This is a genomic window from Nocardia lijiangensis NBRC 108240 (genome assembly GCF_001613045.1).
In the GTDB taxonomy this organism is placed as follows: domain Bacteria; phylum Actinomycetota; class Actinomycetes; order Mycobacteriales; family Mycobacteriaceae; genus Nocardia; species Nocardia lijiangensis.
Window position 1 is genome coordinate 63,696 of record NZ_BDBP01000041.1, and the last position, 22,002, is coordinate 85,697.

At 63.8% G+C, this 22,002-nt stretch carries 10 protein-coding genes and 2 pseudogenes; 4 read left to right on the plus strand and 8 right to left on the minus strand.

All coding sequences use genetic code 11. From position 1 onward, the window contains the following. Window positions 1-58 precede the first annotated feature (58 nt). Window positions 59-574 carry a hypothetical protein gene (locus tag NL1_RS37590; RefSeq protein WP_156094886.1) on the plus strand — a complete coding sequence of 172 codons (516 nt, stop codon included), beginning with the start codon at window positions 59-61 and terminating at the stop codon, window positions 572-574. 237 nt (window positions 575-811) lie between these two features. Here the strand turns inward: NL1_RS37590 and NL1_RS16665 are convergent, their stop codons facing one another. Continuing rightward, the gene (locus tag NL1_RS16665; protein ID WP_245673316.1) at window positions 812-1,804 is read right to left on the minus strand and encodes a TnsB C-terminal domain-containing protein; all 993 of its coding nucleotides are present in this window, start codon (window positions 1,802-1,804) and stop codon (window positions 812-814) included. Window positions 1,805-2,142: 338 nt separating this feature from the next. Between NL1_RS16665 and NL1_RS37595 the strand changes: the two genes are divergently transcribed. After that, complete coding sequence (locus NL1_RS37595; protein ID WP_156094887.1) at window positions 2,143-2,403, plus strand: hypothetical protein; 261 nt, start codon at window positions 2,143-2,145, stop codon at window positions 2,401-2,403. A gap of 1,707 nt (window positions 2,404-4,110) precedes the next feature. Next, complete coding sequence (locus NL1_RS16670) at window positions 4,111-5,595, plus strand: recombinase family protein (protein ID WP_218024430.1); 1,485 nt, start codon at window positions 4,111-4,113, stop codon at window positions 5,593-5,595. A 916-nt stretch (window positions 5,596-6,511) separates the two neighbouring features. Here the strand turns inward: NL1_RS16670 and NL1_RS16675 are convergent. From NL1_RS16675 to NL1_RS37600, 3 genes and pseudogenes are all read right to left on the minus strand, one after another. Next, window positions 6,512-7,606 (minus strand): ISAs1 family transposase, encoded by a 1,095-nt coding sequence (locus tag NL1_RS16675; RefSeq protein WP_067840388.1) that lies wholly within the window; start codon window positions 7,604-7,606, stop codon window positions 6,512-6,514. 1,025 nt (window positions 7,607-8,631) lie between these two features. Then, on the minus strand, window positions 8,632-8,967 hold the full coding sequence (locus tag NL1_RS16685) for a histone-like nucleoid-structuring protein Lsr2 (protein WP_067840392.1): 336 nt from the start codon (window positions 8,965-8,967) through the stop codon (window positions 8,632-8,634). Between the two features lie 293 nt (window positions 8,968-9,260). Next, a pseudogene (locus NL1_RS37600) lies at window positions 9,261-10,405 on the minus strand (IS3 family transposase). Window positions 10,406-10,640: 235 nt separating this feature from the next. Here NL1_RS37600 and NL1_RS16705 point away from each other — a divergent pair. Continuing rightward, window positions 10,641-10,889, plus strand: a complete 249-nt coding sequence (locus NL1_RS16705) for a hypothetical protein (protein WP_067840396.1) — start codon at window positions 10,641-10,643, stop codon at window positions 10,887-10,889. A 231-nt stretch (window positions 10,890-11,120) separates the two neighbouring features. On the opposite strand, the gene NL1_RS16710 is transcribed toward NL1_RS16705, so the two are convergent. The 4 genes and pseudogenes from NL1_RS16710 to NL1_RS37605 form a co-directional block, all read right to left on the minus strand. Continuing rightward, on the minus strand, window positions 11,121-12,233 hold the full coding sequence (locus tag NL1_RS16710) for a cytochrome P450 family protein (RefSeq protein WP_162272743.1): 1,113 nt from the start codon (window positions 12,231-12,233) through the stop codon (window positions 11,121-11,123). 127 nt (window positions 12,234-12,360) lie between these two features. Beyond that, window positions 12,361-12,717, minus strand: a complete 357-nt coding sequence (locus NL1_RS16715) for a nuclear transport factor 2 family protein (RefSeq protein WP_067840399.1) — start codon at window positions 12,715-12,717, stop codon at window positions 12,361-12,363. 31 nt (window positions 12,718-12,748) lie between these two features. Next, the gene (locus tag NL1_RS16720; RefSeq protein WP_067840401.1) at window positions 12,749-13,936 is read right to left on the minus strand and encodes a cytochrome P450 family protein; all 1,188 of its coding nucleotides are present in this window, start codon (window positions 13,934-13,936) and stop codon (window positions 12,749-12,751) included. A gap of 22 nt (window positions 13,937-13,958) precedes the next feature. Next, window positions 13,959-21,905 (minus strand): annotated as a pseudogene (locus NL1_RS37605) (SDR family NAD(P)-dependent oxidoreductase); the annotation flags it as partial. Window positions 21,906-22,002 lie beyond the last annotated feature (97 nt).

The following is a 22,002-nucleotide window of genomic DNA, read 5'->3' on the forward strand; positions in this document are numbered from 1 at the left end:
CCGGCCTCGGCGAGCGCAATTTTTCCGATAAGTACAACGCATCGACAAGGAGCCCATCATGGCATCCGGCACGCAATTCGTCACCGCCCGTAGAGGTTTCCGCGCGATTGTAGAATCGCGCGATCGTTCGAAGCGACTCCGATGCCTGACTGCCGCCGCCGCAGCGATACCGGGACTGCTCGTTGTAGGTCAGGGCACCGCCGAGGCGGCCGGTCCCTGCGCTCTCTGGGCATTCCCCGCCGACGGCATCGTTCGCATCACCCAAAGCAACGGCTGGACCGTGACCTTCACGGGCGTCGGCCAACAGGTCACGTCACGAGCGTTGGCCACCTCGCCCCGCGCCAAAATGATGGACGGGACGGTCGGCTGGCACTCGAGCTGGACCAACGACAACAACCCTGCGGTGGTCAGCTTCACGATCAACTGGAGCAGCGGCCCTCAGGGCGACTACACGGGTACCCCGGACAGCAATGGTTTCGCGCATGGAACCACATACGACAAGAAAAATCGCTCGTCCAAGGCTTCGTGGGACTCGACAACGGCCTTTCAGTGCGTATCGAGGTCAGCTCGATAGTCGGGTGTGGCCTTGAGGTACACCCCAACACCCGCTCATGATCATCATGTAGTCGCGTTGTGCAGTCGATCCCGGTAGATCCGGTATGCCTTGCGATCGGCGGCCGACGCGCTTTCACCGACTGTTTCGGCAGCGGCCAGCAGCGCCTGGTGAACGTGCAGTGGTGCGGTGACGTGAAGGCTGTAGCCCTGACCGCGGCGCACTTCTCGGCCTTGTCGCAGGGCGTCGCGTTCGGCTTCACCGAGGGCGGCGGTTTGGCCGGTGAGGTGGCGGGCGATTTTGCCTGGCATCTCGATTCGGATCGGGCGTGGTTGTTGGCTGTCGGTGCGTGCGGGTTGTTCGGGCCGGTCGGGCAGTAGGTCGTCGAGGGCGGTGCGGATCGCAACCCGGCTCACCTGGTGCCGGCGGGCCAGAGCAGCGATGCTCGCCGCGACGCAAGGCCTCACTCTTGAACTCGCTGGCATTGTCGACATACAACTGGACCGGTTTACCGCTCATCGGCCACATCGCATCCACGCCCAGGCGTTCGAGCCAGGCCCGCTTGTCGATCGCCATCTGCGCCAGGCACAAACCGACCGAGGTCGCCGACGGCGCCTCCAGGGTGATCACCAGCCCCGGAACACATTTCGATGCCTCATCGATCGCCGCGGTCACATACGGCCGGCCGATCGGCAACCGGTGCAGCTCGTCGACCACGATCACATCCGCCGGGGTGTGATCGATCTGCACCCGTTCCAGCAGCCCCTGCACCGGCGGCGTGGAACCACCCGCCGCCCGCCGCGGGCGGGCCGCGTCGGATCCTTCCCGCGCGGTGACCACCTTCACCTGATCCAACCGGCCGATCCGCCGCACCACCGCCGACCGTGACGGCGGGCGCAGGCCCTTGGCCCGGCACACATGGGCGATCTCGCGACAGATCACCGCCACCGACCGACGCTGCCGCGTCAGATACCTCGTCCGCAGCACCTTCCGCACGACCGCTTCCACCTCATCGGCCAGCCGCTCACCACCACGACCGCCACTCGAGGTGCCCGGCAGCAGATCCGAGGCCAGACCATCCCCAGCCCGCCACCGCTTCACCAGCGCATACACCTGCCGACGCTTCAACCCCAGCTCGGCGCCCGCTTCATCGACAGCCGCCGCACTCACACGATCGTCGCGCGCCAGACGACCGATCACCTCCGCCCGACGCACCGCCAACTGCCAACGGGCCTCGCCTGCGGTGACCACACCACGATCCGCAGCCGTATCCCCGGCCATAACCACAACCCCCCAGCGCACACGAGTTCGAACGAAAAGCACGGTAATGCAGGCGAGTTCGCGACACGCCGATGTTCGAAATCCGCTGCACGCAGAGCCGAACCCCACGACAACAGTGCAGAGGAGTTCGAACATTGACATCCGGACGCACCGCCTCCGGATGCCGGGTGTCGGAGAAACGAAGGTTTCGAGACACGCGCCGAAGCACACCAAACGCACGCGATCCGCACGCGATCCGACATTCCCAGAGCACGGCCGCGTCAGTTCAATCTCATTCATCCGCCCCCCTCGAATGGATGGACGCAGAAATGGTGAACCCGTCAGGGCCGGTCGTGTCCTTCGGCCGACGTCACCGCTGGGCAAGCGTCACCCTGGCCGTAGACCTGATCGTCAACACGGCAACAACGCCTTGGCCCGCAGTGCAACTCGGAGCCCACTGGACAGCGGTACTAGTCGCCGGCTACCTGCTTCTCGACTTGGGGTGGCAGCACGCGAAGAAGACGCTGCTGCGGTGGATCCGGCGAATCGGCATCGTCGTCATCCTGGTGCCCCGACCCGACGACGACTGAGTCACGTCCCTGCGAGATCGCGCTGCCTATTCAGTCCTGACGCCCAAGTTCGCCCACTTATCGGAGGCCAGTTGAGATTCTCGCCGGACCCGGAGGTCCGGCGCTGCCCTGGATGAGCTGCAGTTATGCTCCGCGAGACAGTACACCGACCGATGAACGACAACTCGTCGACGCAATCCGCCCACGTCGTGACTTCGGAACCCTCCGGGGATTTCTGTTGCGCCCCAGGTTCCGAACCGAACACACAACCCGGAACGACCACTCCATCACCAACTTCAAAGCCTAGGCGGCTCCCTAGACCAACCCCGCAACCCTCGCTGGGTTCGCGGCACGTTGGCAACGACTGCCTCGCGTTACCCTCGGAATCGTATTGGTGGAATGGGATTTACGGGCTGACCGTACCGTCGATGCGGGCTTGCCAGGGCATGAATGTGCGACCTGCAGAGGCGGGCCATGGACCACGCAGTCGCCCGAGGAGAGCATGGAGGTGTAATCTCGCTCGACATGAACACATTCGCGTTGCGAGCGTGCAGCGCGCCGTGGACCCTTACAGATGTAGGAACAACTATTCCGTAGCGACGGACGTCACCGGCTCCCAGGGCTGACGAAGCACGACCCCCGCTGGTCATTAGACCACCAACATCCATCGCAGATCACCCGCCATACGCCCGTTCTGCGTCTTCCCACACACGATTGGTCGACCGTCGAGATCCGTCCACCGTGCACTCTCATCCAGACATGGATCCCTGGTGACACGCGCGAGTGCGGATCGACCGGAAGCGGTTCCGGCGTCAACGACCGGCATCCGTGTACGATACCTGTACGCAGTATGCGGTACGACCATCAGCCGTGCGCGAGGTCCGCACCTCCGGCGCATACGTGGATCCGCATGACCGCCGATCGTCCCGTCGGCCAGCCAGCGCAGAAGGCGCCTCAGAGCCACTCCCAGACGGGAACGCCGACGCCACTGGACTGACAGCGACCACCCCAGCGACAACGGACGCACTACGCAAACGCATTAAAACCCTTCCAACGTTGGCGCCAATCTGAGGCCGGTTGCTCGGCCTGAGTCGAATGATCGTTCAGCCGCCTGGTCTCCGACCGGCAGTCAGCACCACAAACGCTTGCGGCAGAACCGACTGTCGCCGCCTCCTCCCCATTCCCGCTGCCGCCACCACCACCCGGGACCTCAACGCCCATCGCTCAACCATCTTCTCGGCGTGCACACGACCCTCGCCACCTGTAGCAGCGCACCGGCTTGGTCATGGCGCAGAAGCAGAAGATCGGGTTTCATGTAAGTGGGTGAATCAGGCTAGACGGGCCAGAATGCGATGTCCCATGCCTTTGATTCACAACAAGCGGTCGGTAGCTCACTCCGACGGCACCATGTCGGATACTGAGCCTCCAGAACGCAGGCGCACGACAGACTTTCAACGCCCTCGTCATCTCGTCCTCTCACATCGAAGTGTCGATGATCGACCAGCCAGCGGGAGTCCAAAGCCGACAGGCTTTCGACCCGCCGTGCTGGGCTTCCCCTGTGGTCGTGAGAGCTGAATCCGATGGTTGCGCATCCTTCTCGCAGACACCCCGCCGGATCAATCGAGGTCGTCTGCCCAGACGATCCCCCTGAGTTGTCCCCTGCCGCAGCTAGGCTGCTGCTTCAGCTGCTTCTTCGACATGCCCATGATGGTTCTGGTGAGAGGAAGAATGACGATGCCGACCGCGTTCAACGAATGGGCCGTACTCGACGAACTTCTCGGGCTCGTCCCCGAAACCGTTGAGCCGAGTACGGATCGGCGGTTCGCCTTCTACGGGCGATGCTCCACCGAGGACAACCAAGACCCCGAAACCTCGTATCGGTGGCAGCGCGGCAACGCCGAGAAGTTCGTAGCCGACGGCTCGATCGTCGAGGACTACTTCGACGTCGGCCAGTCACGCTCAGTGCCATGGCATCGCCGCCCCGAAGCCGCACGCCTGCTGGCAGACCTGAAGAGCCACACACGTGGCTGGTCGGCGATCGTGGTCGGTGAAGGGACGCGCTGCTGGTTCGGCAACCAGTTCAGTCTCGTAGCGCCCCGCATCCAAGCGCACAAGGTCGAAGTCTGGGTGCCCGAGCTCGGCGGACGCTTCGACTCCCGCAACGTGACCCACTCGATCATGATGAGCATGCTCGGCGGCCTCAGCGAATCCGAACGCCAACACGTCCAACAGCGCACCCGAGCCAGCATGGACGCCCAAGTCCTCGACGAAGGCCGCCACCAAGGCGGCCGAGCACCCTACGGATACATGGTCGTCGACGGACCACCACATCCGAACCCCAACCGGGCATCCGACGGATCCCGACTGCGGATCCTGTCACTCGACGTGGCCACCGCACCTGTGGTCCAACGAATCTTCCGCGACTACACCGCCGGCCAGGGTGACAAAGCCATCGCCCACGAACTCAACCGCCAGGGGATCCCCTGCCCCTCAGCACACCGGCCCGAACAGAACCGGCACCGATCCCAAGACGGCTGGCAAGCCAGCACCGTCTCCGCCATCCTGCAGAACCCTCGCTACACCGGCTACGCCATCTTCGGCCGCTGGAACAAACACGAAGAACTCCTCGATCCCGACGACGTCGCCGCAGACCACATCACCCGCCTACGCCGCTCCCCCAACCACCGCATCATCCGATCCAAGAAACCCGCGCACCCCGCCATCATCTCGGTCGAAACCTTCACCCAAGCCCAACTCATCCGCAGACGACGCGCCAGCACAGGAAACGGCGCCCGCGGCCGCCTGGAACGCACAAGGAAACCCTTCCCACGCGAGTACCTGCTTCGCGGGTTGGTGCGCTGCGATGTCTGCGGCCGCAAAATGCAGCCCGGAGTGGTCCGAGGAGTCGTCTACTACCGCTGTCGCGCAAAGACCCTGACCCCTGGTAGCCCAGCTCTGGCTGAGCATCCCCTCACAGTCAACCTGCGCGAGGACATCCTCGCCGCACCGATCGACCGATGGCTGGCCACCCTGTTCAATCGGGCAAATCGCGATCACACCATCGCCAGCCTGCTCGCGGCCCAGAACGGCAACGACCACGACACACATCGGGCATTGCTACGGCGACGTATCGCTGACGCCCAAGCCAAGCTCGAACGCCACCTAGCCGCCATCGAAGCGGGCGTGGACCCGCAAGCCCTCGTCGCCGTGTGATGAACACCGCCCAAGCGGACAAAGCGGCAGCCCAAGCAGAGCTACAAAACCTGCCCAGCATCCCCCGGCTAACAGAGACCGAGATCCGCAAGCTCATCGAGTCTCTCGGGGACATCCCAGCCGTCCTCGCCGCGGGCGCGCAATCCGACAAAGCGGATCTCTACCGAGCACTCCACCTGGGCATACGGTATCGGCCCCGACAACGGATTGCCGTTGTCAGGGCCGATGCTGTGTTTAGCGCTGGTGTCCGGAGGGGGATACATGCCTTAACCACAGAGATTCACCTGGGGAAACGGTGACCCGCCGCGTGTTCACCCTGCCTGCCGCGCCTACCTCGATGCATACGGTCTTCGGCGATTTGCCTGACGTGTTCCTCGTGCTGTCGACCGCGCTCGGCATCGGAGAAGATAGGGGGCGCCCATGAGAGGCTCGGGCTGGCAGGATTTGAACCTGCGACCACTTGACACAGGTTCTAGTGATCTGAACGTGTCCCACCAATGCCCAAAACGACTGGCCGGAACAAGATTTGGCCGCATGAAGACCACTCGTCATGACCCGAAAAACCCCATCGTTTCCCACCGAAAGTGTGAGATTTTGGTGAGACGCCTCGGCCCGTGAAGCTAAGCCATCGGGCTCGACCGGGTTCATGCAAAGGTTGGACTTCTGGGGCAGGTTGCAGATTCGGGTTCACGACAATCGCTAGGCCCTGTGTCGAAGTCCGGCCGGATGCATCCGTGGCTCAGATCGTCGCCTGGCAAGGCGGAGGAGGAGCCGATACCGGGGTTGTATCGGTGACGACGACAACGCGGCCAGGCGGCGATCTGGGCCGCGGAGGCGCCGGATGGGACTTCGACACAGGGCCTAGCTGCCCACCGAATGTCGGCAAGTACGAATCAGGGCTCCGGCAAAGTCCGTTTTAGCAACTTTTGAGCAGTTCGAGGGGGCGTTCGTGCTGGTAGGAGTGGTAGCGGAGCCCGCTGGCAATGCTGTGATGGCCACGCAGGCGTAACAGACCGATCGTTGTGTTTCGAAGAGTGGCCATGACTTGGGCTCCGGCACCGGTGCGGACGCGACACCGGTCCTCGTCGAAAGTGACGTCGCGGACACAGTGCACCCGGTTCTCGATGTGCCAGTGCCCGCGCAACCAGGCGGCTATCTGACGGGGTGTGGCCTCGGCCGCCGACAGACTGGTGATGGCATAGACCGTCGCGCTCTGGAATTTCCGGGTCCGGGTATCGACGCGCGGACGGGTGATCTTCAACGCCAGCCGCGCGCCCGGGAACTCGACTCCCGTGCTGGCACCGCCGACGATCTCGAGGGCTTTGAGGGTGCGGGTCTCGTGGCGCCCATGCCCGCGTGTGCGGGCGCGGTCGTGGGTGCGGATCGAATGCCACGGCAGCCTTTTCAGCGCTTTGCGCAGGCTGGGCTGGTTGTCCTTCACGGTGAGCAGGTAATACCCGCCGAGGTCGGTGATGTAGGTGGCGGTGTCGCGGTTGGTGTGCATCGCATCGGCGGTGACGATCATCCCGTCGATGTCGATACCCGCCAAAAGCTCACGCAGCATTGGGATTTCGTTCGTCTTGGTGTCCACGCCGATCTGCCCGAGGATCACCCCGAGCTGTTGACACACCCCAGACAGCAGGTGGGTCGACCGACCGTCACCCTCACGGGTACCGCGCAATGATTTGCCGTCGAACGACACCACCCGGCGGCCACGCGCTGGGGCAGTGCGCCGCCACATCCATTCGCCGATCGCCTTGTCCAACGCATCCGGATCCAGCGCTTGCAGGAACCGGCGGATCGTCGATTCCGTCGGCGCCGACCCCTCGAATCCGAGCTGCGACAGCACCGACGCCGGCGCCTCACCAACCCATTGACCGATCGCGGTCAACGACCTCGCACCAGCCACCACCGCGGCCAGCGCAGCCGCCGACATCGCCCCCGCCGAATACCGGACACCACGGCGAGCTCGCGGATCGACCACCTCCCCCAACACGTCCAGCAAACTCATCGCAGCGGGCAGAGGGACCGATTCACCACCCTCGCAAACCAACTCGACGGGCGGGGTAATCATGGGAGATGATGAGGCGGGCACGACAGAACTCCGGGTGTGACAACTTGTGGAAGAGCCGATCATCTCGAGTGCTGCCGTGCCCGCCCCTCAATTCTTTCCCGGCGTGTCGGACAAATCCGGCACAAAACCGCAGATCGGGCCGCGCGGACCGACTTTGCCGGACCCCTGCCGTTCTAGTGCCACAGCATTCGATCGGCGTGTCGATTCACGCCACGCCGAGGACATTGCATGGACGGCTATCGCTCAGCAAACATATCTGCTGGCCTCACACCTGCCCAAGTCGTTTCCGAAACGGAAAACTGTCGGCGCCGACGGGCCGCTGCACCGCAGCTTACGTCGGTCAGATGAGTTGTTGCTCAACTGCCCAGGGCTCATACTTTGGTCGCCTCTCGTCCAAGAGACGCTCCAATTCGATGAACCCATCCGGACGCAGTACGCATGCGTCGGCGACCGCGAACTCACCGAACAGGTCTGTTGCCAACGAGTACCCCAGCTGTACAAGAGCTCGCGGGTTTGCGGCGATCTCGGCGAGGTCGCCGGTGGCGCGGGCTATGCCAGTTTCCCCGCGCACGGCAATGGAATCCGTGACCTGGGTCGAACGCAACTTCGGCCATGCCGTCGCCCGCGCCTACGCAGGACACACCGACGCCAACGGCGGGGGCAGCACTACCCTCTACACCCGAGCCGGAATCGAGGAAGTGGCTCAAGCCCTTTCCGCCCTTACCCGGCGAGCCGCATCCACTGGCCCCGCAAGGAGAACACACCGAGCCCTGACCGCTACGGCAACTCTCGATGAGCTAAGCGCCACCGCCTGGTTCGCGTCGAACAACCTGTGCCCGCTCGTCGGCCGATAGGGTCGAGTCGGCTCGGAAACGTGGCGGAGCTTCCGCGGCCGACGGGGAAGTGGGTCCGTCCTCCCGTGCTCCCTTCGGGAGGACGGACCCCCGCGAAGACCGCCGCGCCTAGGACGCGACCTTGTTGTATTCGGCTACGACACTGGCTGGCATGCGCCCTCGTCGGGGAACGTCGAACCCGTTGGCCTTGGCCCATTCCCGCACCAGGCCCGGACGAGGTCCATCGCTAGCCGCGGCTGCGATCTGCCTGCTGCGCCGACCCGCTTTGCCAACCCTCCGGCTGTAAGCAGCCCACTGCGCGAACAACACTCGCAACCGCGCGGCGTTCTCCTCCGACAGATCGATCTCGTACGCGACACCATCCACGGCGAAAGACACCGTCTCCACCGCGGGTGAGTGACCATCGAAATCATCGACGACCGTGACGACAACCTTGCGCGCCATGCCAGAAACCCCACTCCCAACTCATCGAAACCCACCGACCGTCCCCAGGGACTCACCGGAGACACAGAACCCGATACCCGGTCGAGCAGACAACGACGCTACCCACACCAGGTCCGAGATGCAGGATGCTACGCCGCCCCCAATCCCGGTCGAACAGCGCAGCCGCGACCGACACCACCAGTATTCCCGGCAGCACGCCAAAGCGCTACGTGGGAATCGTCGCCTCGGCCCTACTGACCGGTCCCCGATGACGAGACCACGCGGGAATAGAGTCCGGGTTGTTTCGTCCAGATTCAGTTGGTCCCGCATGCCACCTGGTGGTGGGTGTGGGTGCAGGACGCAGCGTACTCGGCCGGTGTCAGGTAGCCCAGCGCCGAATGTCGGTGGCGTCGGTTGTGGTCGGTCTTGAAGTCACCGATGACCACGCGTGCCTCGAGCAGGCTGGTCCAGTGGTTGCGGTTGAGGCACTCGGTCCGCAATCGGCGGTTGAATGATTCGACGAAGCCGTTGTTCCAGGGCGTGCCCGGCGGGATATAGCAGATCCCGACCCCGTCGCGCAGAACCGTTGCAGGGCAGTCGAAATCAATTCCGGTCCGTCGTCCATCCGCAGCACCCGCGGTGGGCCGCCGGCCGCAGCGAACGCCTTCTCCAACTCGGTGACGAGCCGATCGGCGGTAATCGAGCGCTCCACGACATGCAACAGCGATTCGCGGGTGTGCTCGTCGATCATCGACGCGATCTTCACCGCCCGACCGTCCACCGTCGAGTCGAACTGGAAGTCCAACGCCCACACCACCTTCGGCGCATCGGCCTCCACCGGCGGTGTCGACGACACCCCGGCCCGTTTACGCGGGTGGTGCGCACGCACTTGCAGGCCCCCCCTCGCGCCAGAGCCGATGCACCTTCTTGACGTTCACGCCGCTACCCTCATCGAACCGCAACGCCGCCCACGCCCGCCGGAACCCGTGCCCCTGGTTCCTGGTGGCGTAGGAACGCAGCCAGGCCCGCGTCGCAGCGTCCGGATCAGAGGAAGTCGACGCCACCGGCAGCCGCCGATACGTCGACCTGTTCAGCCCGACGACTCTGCACGCGAACCGTTCCGACATGCCCATCACCTCTTTGAGCATGTCCACGACGCGGCGGCCCGCCGCCGGGCTCACCATTTTCCCTTGGCGATCTCCCGCAGCGCGTCCTTCTCCAGCTCCGCATCCGCCAACAGCCGCTTGAGCCGGGCGTTCTGTTCTCGCAGCTCTTTGAGCTCTTTGGCCGCGTCGGTGTCGACCCCGCCGTACTAGCGGCGCCAGTTGTACAACGTCGCCGCCGACACCTCCAACTCAGCAGCAGCTTCCTCGCCCGTCTTGCCGGCCGCGATCAGCTCGTCGGCACGACGCAGCTTCCGCACGATCTCCTCTGCGGAATGCCGCTTCCGTCCTGCCATGTTCCTCAGGGTCCCTTCTCGGCCCTCACCAGGCCAAACAGGACTCTAAAACCGAGTGGACTCATTCACCGGGGACAGGCCACTACGTCGTCGCCGACGACAGAAACACGATGCGAGGCTGAACTCTGCGGCCACCACCTCGACAACCACGGCCAACACCGCCGACAGCAATGCCACCACCCGCGCCCATCGGTCCAGTTGGACGAGCGCTCGCTCCTTCTCTACCCGCGGATCGGTGCCGTACTTCCGCACATACCCCGGCCTGTATGTCCCTCAGCCGCTGCTGATCCGGCCCGCGTCGGCCAGCACCGACCTGTTGGCCGCTGGCATCGACATACTCGCGCTGTCGAAGATAAACTGGAACAACGCCCAGCTCAAGGAACGCGGCCCGCTAACGCTGCGCACTGCCTACCGCGTCGGCGCCATCCTCAAACATGTGTCCGAGGGCGCGCGCATCGCCACCCGGTATGCCCACTACATGTAGACCACCCGTGTTCCTCACGCTGCTGGCCCGACCAGGTCTCGGACTTGTATTCGTCTCGCGGCCGAAAAGCATCTAATTCCAGCACGGCAGCGCCCGAGGGTTGTCGAGGACGTGCAGCGGGGGCCGAGAGTCCATGTGCTGCGGGATTGACGCCCTCGGCGATCGGGCTGACAACATGCCCGAACTCGCCAGATCCGCGCACTGCTGGCAGCTGCCGCCATCTTATTCCTCTCAGCGCAGTTGCACCGGCAGCCTGGCGAGTCCGCGCATGTGCAAGCTGGCTCGCCAAGCGAGTTCCGATTTCGCACAAGCCAATTCCCACTCCGGGAACCGTTCGACGAGCTTGTGCAGGATGATCTCGCCCTCCAGCCGGGCCAGCGGCGCACCCAGACAGTGGTGGACACCGTGACCGAAGGCTACGTGGCTGCCCTGATCCCGCTTGATGTCGAGGACGTGCGGCTCCGGAAACTTCTCCGCATCGTGGTTGGCGCCGCAGAGCGACACGAAGACGATGTCATCCGCCGCGATCACCTCGTCGCCGATCGCGATCGGCTCCTTTGCGTAACGGATGGTGGTGAAGTTCAGCGGGCTCTCGTAGCGCAGAAACTCCTCGACCGCCCGGGGAATCAAGCCGGGGTCGGCCCGCAGTGACTCGCGCTGATCGGGATGTTCGATCAGTGCCAGCACCGAGCTACTAATCATGTTCGCCGTGGTCTCGTAGCCCGCGTTCGCGATCAGCAGCAAGGTCGCGACCAGTTCCGCTTCGGTGGTCGCGTCCTCATCGCCGTCCGCGGATTCGATGAGCCGCGTGGCGAGATCATCCGCCGCGTTCACGCGCTTGGCCTCGATCAATCCCGCCATAGTCTGAACGATATGGCCGTAGGCCGTCCGCTTCGCGTCCATCGGGGCGTCAACGCTGGCGACAATCGCGTTCAAGCGCCGGAATTCATCGAAGCGTTCTTCGTCGATCCCGAGCAGTCTGCCGATCACCGCGATCGACAGCGGAGCCGAAATCGTCTCCACCACATCGAATTCCGCACCAGGTTCGATCGAGTCGAGGAGATCGTCGGTCAGCTTCTCGATCCACGTCCGCATCTGCTGGACCTGCGGAATGCCGAACGAGCGTCCCAGCAGCCGCCGGAGGCGGGTGTGTGTCGGCGGATCACTGAAGAGCATGTGCTCGGGGTATTGGATCGAGGCGCACGGCTCGACAACGTGCTTTGCGATCACATCCGGCAGCGTTTTGGCATCCTTCGACAGCCGGGAATCGGCCAGCAATTGCCGTCCGACGGTGAAATCCATGATCACCCAGGCGTGCATCGGTGCAGCGATCGTGGAACTCACAACTTGCTTATTGATGCCACCGACCGCCCGCAGCCGATCGTACAGCGGATACGGGTCCTGAACCGATTCAGGACTCATCAAATCCTGGTCTTCCATATATCTCCTCGATCTCCCGAAACCGCCGCCACTACGCTTTCCGGAACATATCCTTCGAGATGATTTTTCCGTCTCGAATCGTGAAGATATCGATGCCCCGCTCCATGAGCTTACCAGCCTGGTCGGTCAACGAGAATTCGACATAGGCTTTGTCGGCGAAGTAAATGGGGTCGGAGAAGTACACGGCGACACCGGCCGCGGTAGTTTCATCGCGCAGCTTGTTCATATCCGCGATGATTCCGCCGATTTCCTCCTTCTTGTGGGTGGTCCCCGGCTCGGGCCCCATCGGAAGAACCCATACACCGTCCTCAGCGAAACACTCGACGGCTGCTTCGATATCGTCGGTCAAACATGCCTCGAAGAACTGTTCAACAATGCCTTTGGACATGGATATAATACCTTTCGAATTGTGGCGAAATTCAGGACATTTGCAGCGGGAGTGATACCAGGCCACGGAACTGCATGCTGTTCCGCCATTTCAGCTCCCTCGCGGGTACGGACAGCTTCCATACATCGAAGGTCTCGATTAGTTTTCGAAGGATGATTTCACCTTCCATGCGTGCGAGCGGTGCCCCCACACAGTGATGGATCCCGTGCCCGAAAGCCAGGTGGCCACGATCGCCGCGCGCGAGATCTAAGGCATTCGGATTCTCGAATCTATTCGGATCCCGATTGGCCGCACACAGCGATATGAACACGATTTCCTCTGCCGGAATGGTCGTGCCACTGACTTCAACAGCTTCCTTCGTAAACCGCACCGTCGTGAAATTCAAGGGACTCTCGTACCGCAGGAATTCATCGATCGCGGGATTGATCCGGGACGGTTCCGATTTGAGCAGCTGCCGCTGCTCCGGGTGCTCGGCCAGCGCAAGCACTGCAGTACTGATCATGTTCGCCGTGGTCTCGTATCCGGCGTTGGCGACCAGGAGCAGCGTCGAAATGACTTCCGCCTCGGTCATCGGATCGCCGTCGTCGTCGGCCGCCTGGATAAGCGCCGTCGCGAGGTCTTCGCCCGGCTCGACCCGCTTGTTCTTGATCAGCTCCGCCATGGCGACGAAGGCGGCGCCCAGCGCGCCCTGCTTCTCGGCGAGCGGCGAATTGACGCTGGCCAGCACGGCGTTCCACTGGCGGAACTCGTCGAAGCGCTCTTCGGGCAATCCGAGCAATTTTCCGATCACCGCGATCGGCAACGACATCGAGATCTTTTCCACCAGATCGAATTCGCGGCCGGGCTCGATCGTCTGGATGATCTCGTCGGCCATCGCCTCTATCCAGGGTCGCATCTGCTGCACCTGGCGCATAGTGAAGGCTTTCTGGAAGACCTTGCGCAGTCGGGTGTGCTCCGGAGGATCACTGAAGAGGAGATTCGGCGGATAGAATGCCACTTCCACTGCTTCGGTGGCATGCTTGGCCGTGATAGCCGGCAGCTTGGCAGGATCCTTCGACAAACGAGGATCCGCGAGCAATGCGCGTGCGTCGTCGTAGCTGGTGACGATCCACGCATCGACCTCCGCGTAGATCGTCTTCACCACATTCCGCGTCACTCCGCCGGCCTCGCGCATGGAGTCGTACAACGGATATGGATCAGCCACTGCGGCGGCACTCATAAGACCGGAACTACCGTCTGCACTACCCACTGAATCTACCTTTCCACACAGCCGACAGCCACCCCGAAACAACATCCGCTGTCAAATGCGATTTCGCACCGAGTACATCGAAGTGATCACCTGGAATATCCACCCCAACATGCGGTAGAGGCCACGTCGAATCGCGCATCTCTATGTACGACGATGATACCCCGGCACGCACAAAAAGAGTAGACGCAATTTCGCTCTCCACGGGCGTCCAACTCGCGAACAGCGAGAAGTATCGCGCCATGGCGGTCAACGTTACATCATCCAGCAGGCCGGCCAACTCGGAATCGGATTTCCATTGATCGAACAAAGATTCTTCGATCCGCCTGATTCCCGGACTACCGGGGAGATACGTGTCTATCAACGCAAGGCCGACCGGTCGCTGATCGGTCTCGGACAAGCGTTCGGCCATCGCCTGCGCCAGCCAACCACCCGAGGAGTATCCGACCAATACGTAATCGTTCGATCCCACCAGTTCCCGCACCGCGGTCGCGTGTACGGCTATCAGTTCGTCGATTGTCGCAGGCAGTAGCTCACCGGCCTCGTATCCGGCCAGCTTCACGATGTGCAGTGGATGCTCGCCGAGAGCGAAAGCGAATCTCGCATACTGATACGGATGTCCTGGCGCGACCAGCGACGGCACACAGACGACCATCGGTCGGTTCGGTACCCCGGACCGGAAGGGAATCGTCCGGGTGGTGTCCTCGGGTCGGTGGCTCCTCGGTACCAGGAACGACGCAGCATCGAGCATGCGAATACCGTGCCCGATCTCACCCTTTCGGCACGCCTCCAGGAAGAGCGGTACGAGCGAGGTCGCCTGTGACGCGGGCATCGGTTCGGTCAGCTGGTAGTGCACGGCCGAGGATTCGTGGAGCCATCCGCTGAGCTGCTCGAGAGTGCTCGTGAAGAGCCTTTCCGCGGTGATCTCCAGCGGAGTAGCGAGCATGAGGCGCTTGCGCAGATCCATCGCGGTGACCGAGCTCAGACCCAGGTCCTGGAACGACATCGCCGGATCCAGCGCCTCGGGATCCGCATGGCCCAGGACGCGAGCGACCTCGTTCCTGATCACCTCGAGAGTGCCCTGCGCTGTCAAACCATGGAGCGCCGGGCTGGATTCGACCGTCTGCTCCGATCTACCGACCCGCGACGGGGTGGCACCGTTGTCGCTCGGCCAGTAGCGTTGGCGCTGGAATGCGTACGTAGGCAGTGCAATTCGTCGGTTTTCGCTCCCTGTAGCGGTGTCACTCCCGGTCGAGAGAGGCCAATCGACAGGCACACCAGCGGCGAACAACTCCGCCAGACTCGTCATCAAGCACTGCGGATCGGACCGATCCCGACGCAACGCAGCCGTGACCGTGGACCCTGGCGACGACTGCGCCAGAACATCACTGACCGCGCCCACAAGGCTGGGGTCCGGACCCAACTCCACAAACCCGACGATCCCCTGCTCGGCCGCCACGGCGATCGCATCGGCGAAACGCACCGGACGCAGAATCTGATCCACCCAGTACCGAGCATCGGTCCACGCCTGCGGCTCGAGCAGTGTCCCGGTCGCCGTCGACACGATCGGCAATCGCGCGGGCTCGAACGTCAACCCGGACAACACCGCCGCGAACTCCTCGGTCATCGCGGCCATCAACGGCGAATGGAACGCATGACTCACCCGCAACGACTGCGCCCGGCCACCACGCTCCCGCACCACCTCCACAACCCGCGTGACCGCTTGCTCGGCACCGGAAACCACCACCGCCACCGGACCGTTCACCGCCGCGATCACCGGAGCATCATCGGTCTCGGCGAACACCTCGTCGAGGATCGCCTGGACTTCGTTCTCCGACGCGGCAACAGCGGCCATCGCACCACCGACCGGCAACTGCTGCATCAACCGCGCACGCGCCGCCACCAGCACACACGCATCCTCGAGACTCAGCACCCCCGCCACGTGCGCGGCCGCGATCTCACCCACCGAATGACCCACCAGCACCCGCGGTTCCACGCCCCACGCCAACAACAGCTCGAACAACGCTGCCTCGATCGCGAACAACGCCGGCTGGGCCAGACCGGTCTCGTCCAAGTCGGCGCCGGAAGCGATCGCCTCACGTATGGAGGTTCCGACCAAGGGGTCGAGCACCGCGCACATCCGGTCCAAAGCTTCGGCGAAGGCTGGAAACACGCACAGCCCTAGGCCCATTCCGACGCGCTGCGAACCCTGACCCGAGAACACCACACCCACACCGGAATCCACAGCCGTCACCGCGCCGGCGACCACACCAAATCCGACGTCCTCGCCCCACAGCACACCGGCGGTGTGCTGTCCGGCCGCCACCTGCCCCAATCCCGCCAGTAGCTCCTCCCGGTCACCCCCGACGATCACCGCACGATGGTCGAACAAAGTCCGCGAATCCAGCAGCGCCCGCCCCACCTCGACCGGGTTCAAATCGGGACGATCCTGTAGATGGGACAACAGACGATCGGCCTGATCGCTCAGCGCGGCAGCGGATTTCGCCGACACCACCCACACCAGTGGCCGCTTCGACACACCGGATTCACCAGTCTCGTCGACCTTCTCCCCGCTCTCCGACACAACCGAATCCACGGCCTCTTCGAGGATGACGTGGGCGTTGGTGCCACTGATACCGAACGACGACACCCCCGCCCGACGCGGCTCATCACCTTCGATATCCCACGCACGCGCAGACGTCAGCAACTCCACCGCACCACTGGACCAATCCACATGCGGCGAGGGAGCATCCACATGCAGGGTGGCAGGCAACCGCTGCTCTCGCATGGCCATCACCATCTTGATCACACCAGCCACACCCGCCGCCGCCTGACTATGACCGATATTCGACTTCACCGACCCCAACCACAACGGCCGACCCACACGACGATCCTGACCATAAGTCGCCAACAACGCCTCAGCCTCGATCGGATCACCCAAACGCGTACCCGTACCATGCGCCTCCACCACATCCACCGCACTCGCAGGCAACCCCGCATTGGCCAACGCCGCACGAATCACCCGCTGCTGCGACGGACCATTCGGCGCAGTCAAACCATTGGACGCACCATCCTGATTCACCGCCGAACCACGCACCACCGCAAGAACCTCATGCCCGAGCCGCCGCGCGTCCGAAAGGCGCTCCAACAAAAGCATTCCCACACCCTCAGCCCAACCCACCCCATCAGCCGCAGCAGCGAACGACTTACACCGCCCATCAGCCGCCAAACCACGCTGACGCGAGAACTCCACGAAGGAACCCGGGGTCGACATCACCGTCACACCACCGGCCAGCGCCATAGAACACTCACCCGCACGCAGCGACGCCACCGCCTGATGCAACGCCACCAATGACGAGGAACACGCCGTATCCACCGACACCGCCGGACCCACCAAACCCAGCACATAGGAGACACGGCCCGACAACACGCTCGCCGCAACGCCCGTGAGCAGAAAGCCGCCATGGTCCTGGTTCATCGCCGGAAGCAAGTAGTCCTGGCCGTTTCCTCCGACGTAGACGCCCGTCTGGGTACCGCGGAGGCTCGTCGGATCGATACCCGCGTGTTCGATTGCCTCCCAGACCGTTTCCAGTAACAACCGCTGCTGCGGATCCATCGCCAACGCCTCACGCGGCGAAATACCGAAAAACGACGCATCGAAATCCGCCGCGTCGTAAAGAAACCCACCCTCACGCGCATAACTCTTACCCACCGCATCCGGATCCGAATCGAACAGATCCTCCGCCCAGCCACGATCCTCAGGAAGCCCGCCGACCGCATCTACCTCATCAGCGACCACGCGCCACAACTGCTCCGGCGAACCCACACCCCCCGGAAAACGACAACCCATACCCACAATGGCGATCGGATCATCGACCGTGGACGCTGTGCGGACAGCGGCAACCGCGGACACCGGTACGACCTCGGCCAACACCCGCGACACCTCAGCCTGCACGTAGCCCACCAGCTCTGCCACCGTCGGGTAGTCGAAGACCAGCGTCGTCGGGAGCCGTAGCCCGGTCAGTTTCGCCAACCGATTCCGCAGCTCCACCGCGGTCAGCGAATCGAACCCCAAATCCTTGAACGGCCGCTCCGCATCGATCCGCCTGCCCTGTTCATACCCGAGCACCGCCGCCACCTCGCCACCGATCACCTCGGTGAGGAGGAGCTGGCGCTGTTCGGCGGTCAAGGACGCCATCCGCTCACTCAAACCGGCGCGTTCACTGCGGGTACGAGCCGACCGCCCACGGTGCGGACCTGCGGACCACAGCCCGCTGAAGATTCCGCCAATACCATTGGCCCGCATCATGTTCAGATCAAAATGCGCCAATACCAGGGCCGGAGTCGGCACCGACAACGCCCGATCCAGCAACTCGAGCCCGTCAGCCGCACCCATAGCGAGCAGACCACCACGACTCATCCGATCACGGTCGCCGGCCTGTAGATGCCCCGTCATGCCCGAGGACTGCTCCCACCACCCCCACGCCAACGACGTCGCAGGCAACCCCAAACGATGCCGATACCACGCCAAACCATCCAGAAACGCATTACCCGCCGCGTAATTGCCCTGTCCCGGCGAACCCAGCACACCCGACACCGACGAATACAGAACGAACGCCCGCAAATCCAGAGCCCGAGTCAGCTCATGCAGATTCCACGCCGCCACGACCTTCGGCTCCAGCACCCGCCGCACCTGAACATCGGTCAACGACGTGATCAACCCATCGTCCAGAACGCCCGCGGCATGCACAACCACCCGCACCGGGTACTCGGGATCGACACCGGCCAATATCGCCGCCAACTCCGCACGATCGGCGACGTCACACGGCACCGCCGATACCGACACCGCACCGCACGCGAGCAACTCCTCCCGCAAATCGGCGAAACCCTCCGCCGACTCCCCCCGACGACTGACCAACAGCACTCGCCGCACCCCATGCGCGGACACCACATGCCGAGCCAGCATCGAACCCAGAACACCCGAACCACCGGTGATCATCACCGTGCCGTCGCCATCCCACACCGGCGAAACACTCTCGGCCAGTTCAGCACCCGATGCAGCGACCCGCGCCAGACACGGCACGCTCACCCGCCCGGCTCGCAACACCAACTGCGACTCACCACTGTCCAAAGCCGCACCCAACACCGCCCACGACTCAGGCGAACCATCCGTATCCACCAGCACGAATCGATCCGGATGCTCCGACTGCGCCGAACGCACCAAACCCCACACCGACGCACCCACCAGACCGGAGACCGAATCGACAGCCGAGTGCGCAGTGGAATCTGCGGCCACACGTGACGGCTCGGCGACGGCCGACCCGTTACCGGCGCCGGTCTCCGCACCGATCCCAGCAGCGTCGCGCGTCAGAAACACCAACCGGATCGCACCGCACTGTTCTTCGGCCAGCCACCTCTGGAGCATGCCAAGCACGGCGGAGACATGGTCGTGGACCGCCTCGGCTACCGCCCTGCCTGATGTATTCGCCCGCAGGGCGACGACAACTACCTTCGGCATCGGACGGCCCGACCCGACAGCCTCCATCAGTACGGACAGATCCCGGTAGCAACCCCCAGCCGCCGGCCCATTGTTTCCGATTGGAAGGCCGGTCAGGTCGTCGGCAATCAAGACCCATTCAGACCGATCGTCGAGACCAGCAGGCGGGGTCCGATCGATCCAGCCGAGGCGATACAGGCCCTCCGCCTGTGTCTTTGCGGCTGCTGCCAGCGCCTCTACGGGTGGCGGACGAAGGATCACCGAGTCGACGGTGCACACCGGTCGGCCATGCTCGTTTGTCATTCGGAACGCAAGCTCATACGTATCGACCTCGGACTCCGCATCGGGGCCGCTGATCGAGGTGATGTATACCCGTGCGGAACGCACACCTGTCTCGTAGCAGCGAATTCCGCTCCAGGAAGCTGGGATCGTCGCGGTGCCTGCTCTCGCTGCTACACCGGGTAGTACCGCATGCATGGCGGCATCGAGCAACACCGGATGCAGTACGAAGCCCGTCGAATCGAGGCCGGACTCCTCCGGCAGCGCGACCTCGGCAAAGATCTCGCTCCCGCGCCGCCACATCCGCCGCAGCCCTTGGAACGCCGGACCATACTCGTAGCCGTTGTCCATTACACGTTCGTAGATGTCTGTAGTGTCGACGGCTGTTGCGCCTTCCGGTGGCCATGCCTCGGAAGCTGCATCCGCACAGTCGAATTCGTCGCCGCTGTCTCGGTGTGCATCGTTGGTCAGAATGGCGTTCGCGTGTAGCGACCACGCGCCATCGGCTGATTCGGGACGCGAATACAGGTTCGCCGTGCGGTGCCCATCAGTGTTCTGCCCCTGGATCACCACCCGTACCTGTCGCGCGTCCTCGCCCAGAACCAACGGCATAGCCATCCTGAGCTCCGCGACACCGGTGCAGTTCGCGCGATCGCCAGCGGCCACCAGCAGCTCCACGACACCGCTCGCAGGCAGCATCGCCACGTTCACCACCCGATAGTCCGCCACCCACTGGTACGAGTGCAGGGACAGCCGACCGGTCATCACTACACCACCATCGGGCAACTCGACCGTTGCGCCCAGCAATGGGTGATCGGCCACCTGCACCCCGAACGCTGCCACATCACCCAGAGCCACAGGCGATTCCAGCCAGAACCGCTTGCGCTGGAACGCATACGTCGGAAGATCCACCCGGCGAACACCGCGATCGGCGAACACCGCACCCCAGCCCACATCCACACCCGCGACGAACAACTCTGCCGCGGAGCGCATCATCTCCGTCAACTCGTCGCGGTCGCGGCGCACGGTAGCGGTAACCACCGCATCGCGCCCCGCGTCCTCGATCGTCTCCTGTATCCCGATCGTCACCACCGGATGGGCACTGACCTCGACGAATACACCGTGCCCCGACCCGGACAAGCCCCGGACGGCATCCTCGAATTCCACGAGTTCGCGCAAGTTCCGATACCAGTACCCACCATCCATCTGGGCTGTGTTCAGCCAGCCGCCCGTAACGGTGGACCACATCGGCACGGCACTCGAACGCGGCGCTACCGAACGCAATTCATGACGCAGCCGGTCCTCGAGGTGTTCGACCTGCTTGGAGTGCGCCGCGTAGTCGACCGGAATCCGGCGCACCCGAACAGCTTCGGAGTTCAAGACATCGAAGTACTCGTTCAAGGCCCCGATCTCGCCGGACACCACCGTGCTACGCGGACCGTTCACGGCCGCGATCGACAGCTCACCCTCCCACGACGCGAGTGTGTCCGCCACCTCGGCACGGGACAGCGGCACGGAGAGCATTCCGCCCTTACCGGCCAGGTCGACCAACAGCCGGCTGCGCCGGGCAACCACCAGGGCCGCGTCGGCCAACGACAGTGCGCCCGCCACATACGCGGCCGCGATCTCACCCTGCGAGTGACCCACTACAGCATCCGGTAGCACGCCGAGCGAACGCCATACCTCCGCAAGGGAAACCATCACCGCGAACAACACCGGCTGGACCACGTCCACCCGCTCGAGCGTCTCCTTCTCGGCGGCGTTGAGCACCTCCAGCACCGACCACCCGACCAGCGGCCGCAGGACCTGATCGCATTCGCTCAGGGCGGCGGTGAACACCGGTGAAGTCCGCGACAATCCCCGCGCCATTCCGAGCCACTGCGAACCCTGTCCCGGAAAGACGAACACCACACGACGGGACGCGCCCTCCGACGATCCGACGACCACATGCTCACCCGCCTGCCCCCGCGACAGCGAATCCAGCCCGGACAGCAGCATGTCCCGATCCGTACCGACGATCACCGCCCGATGATCGAACAGGGTCCGCGACCCCGCCAGCGACCAGCCCACGTCCGCCGGAGCCAAATCGGGGCGGTCCCGCACATGCGACAACAGACGGTCGGCCTGATCGCTCAGCGTGGCAGCGGATCTCGCCGACACCACCCACACCAGTGGCCGCTTCGACGCATCGGATACACCGGTCCCGTCGACCTTCTCCCCACGCTCCGACACAACCGAATCAACGGCTTCTTCGAGGATGACA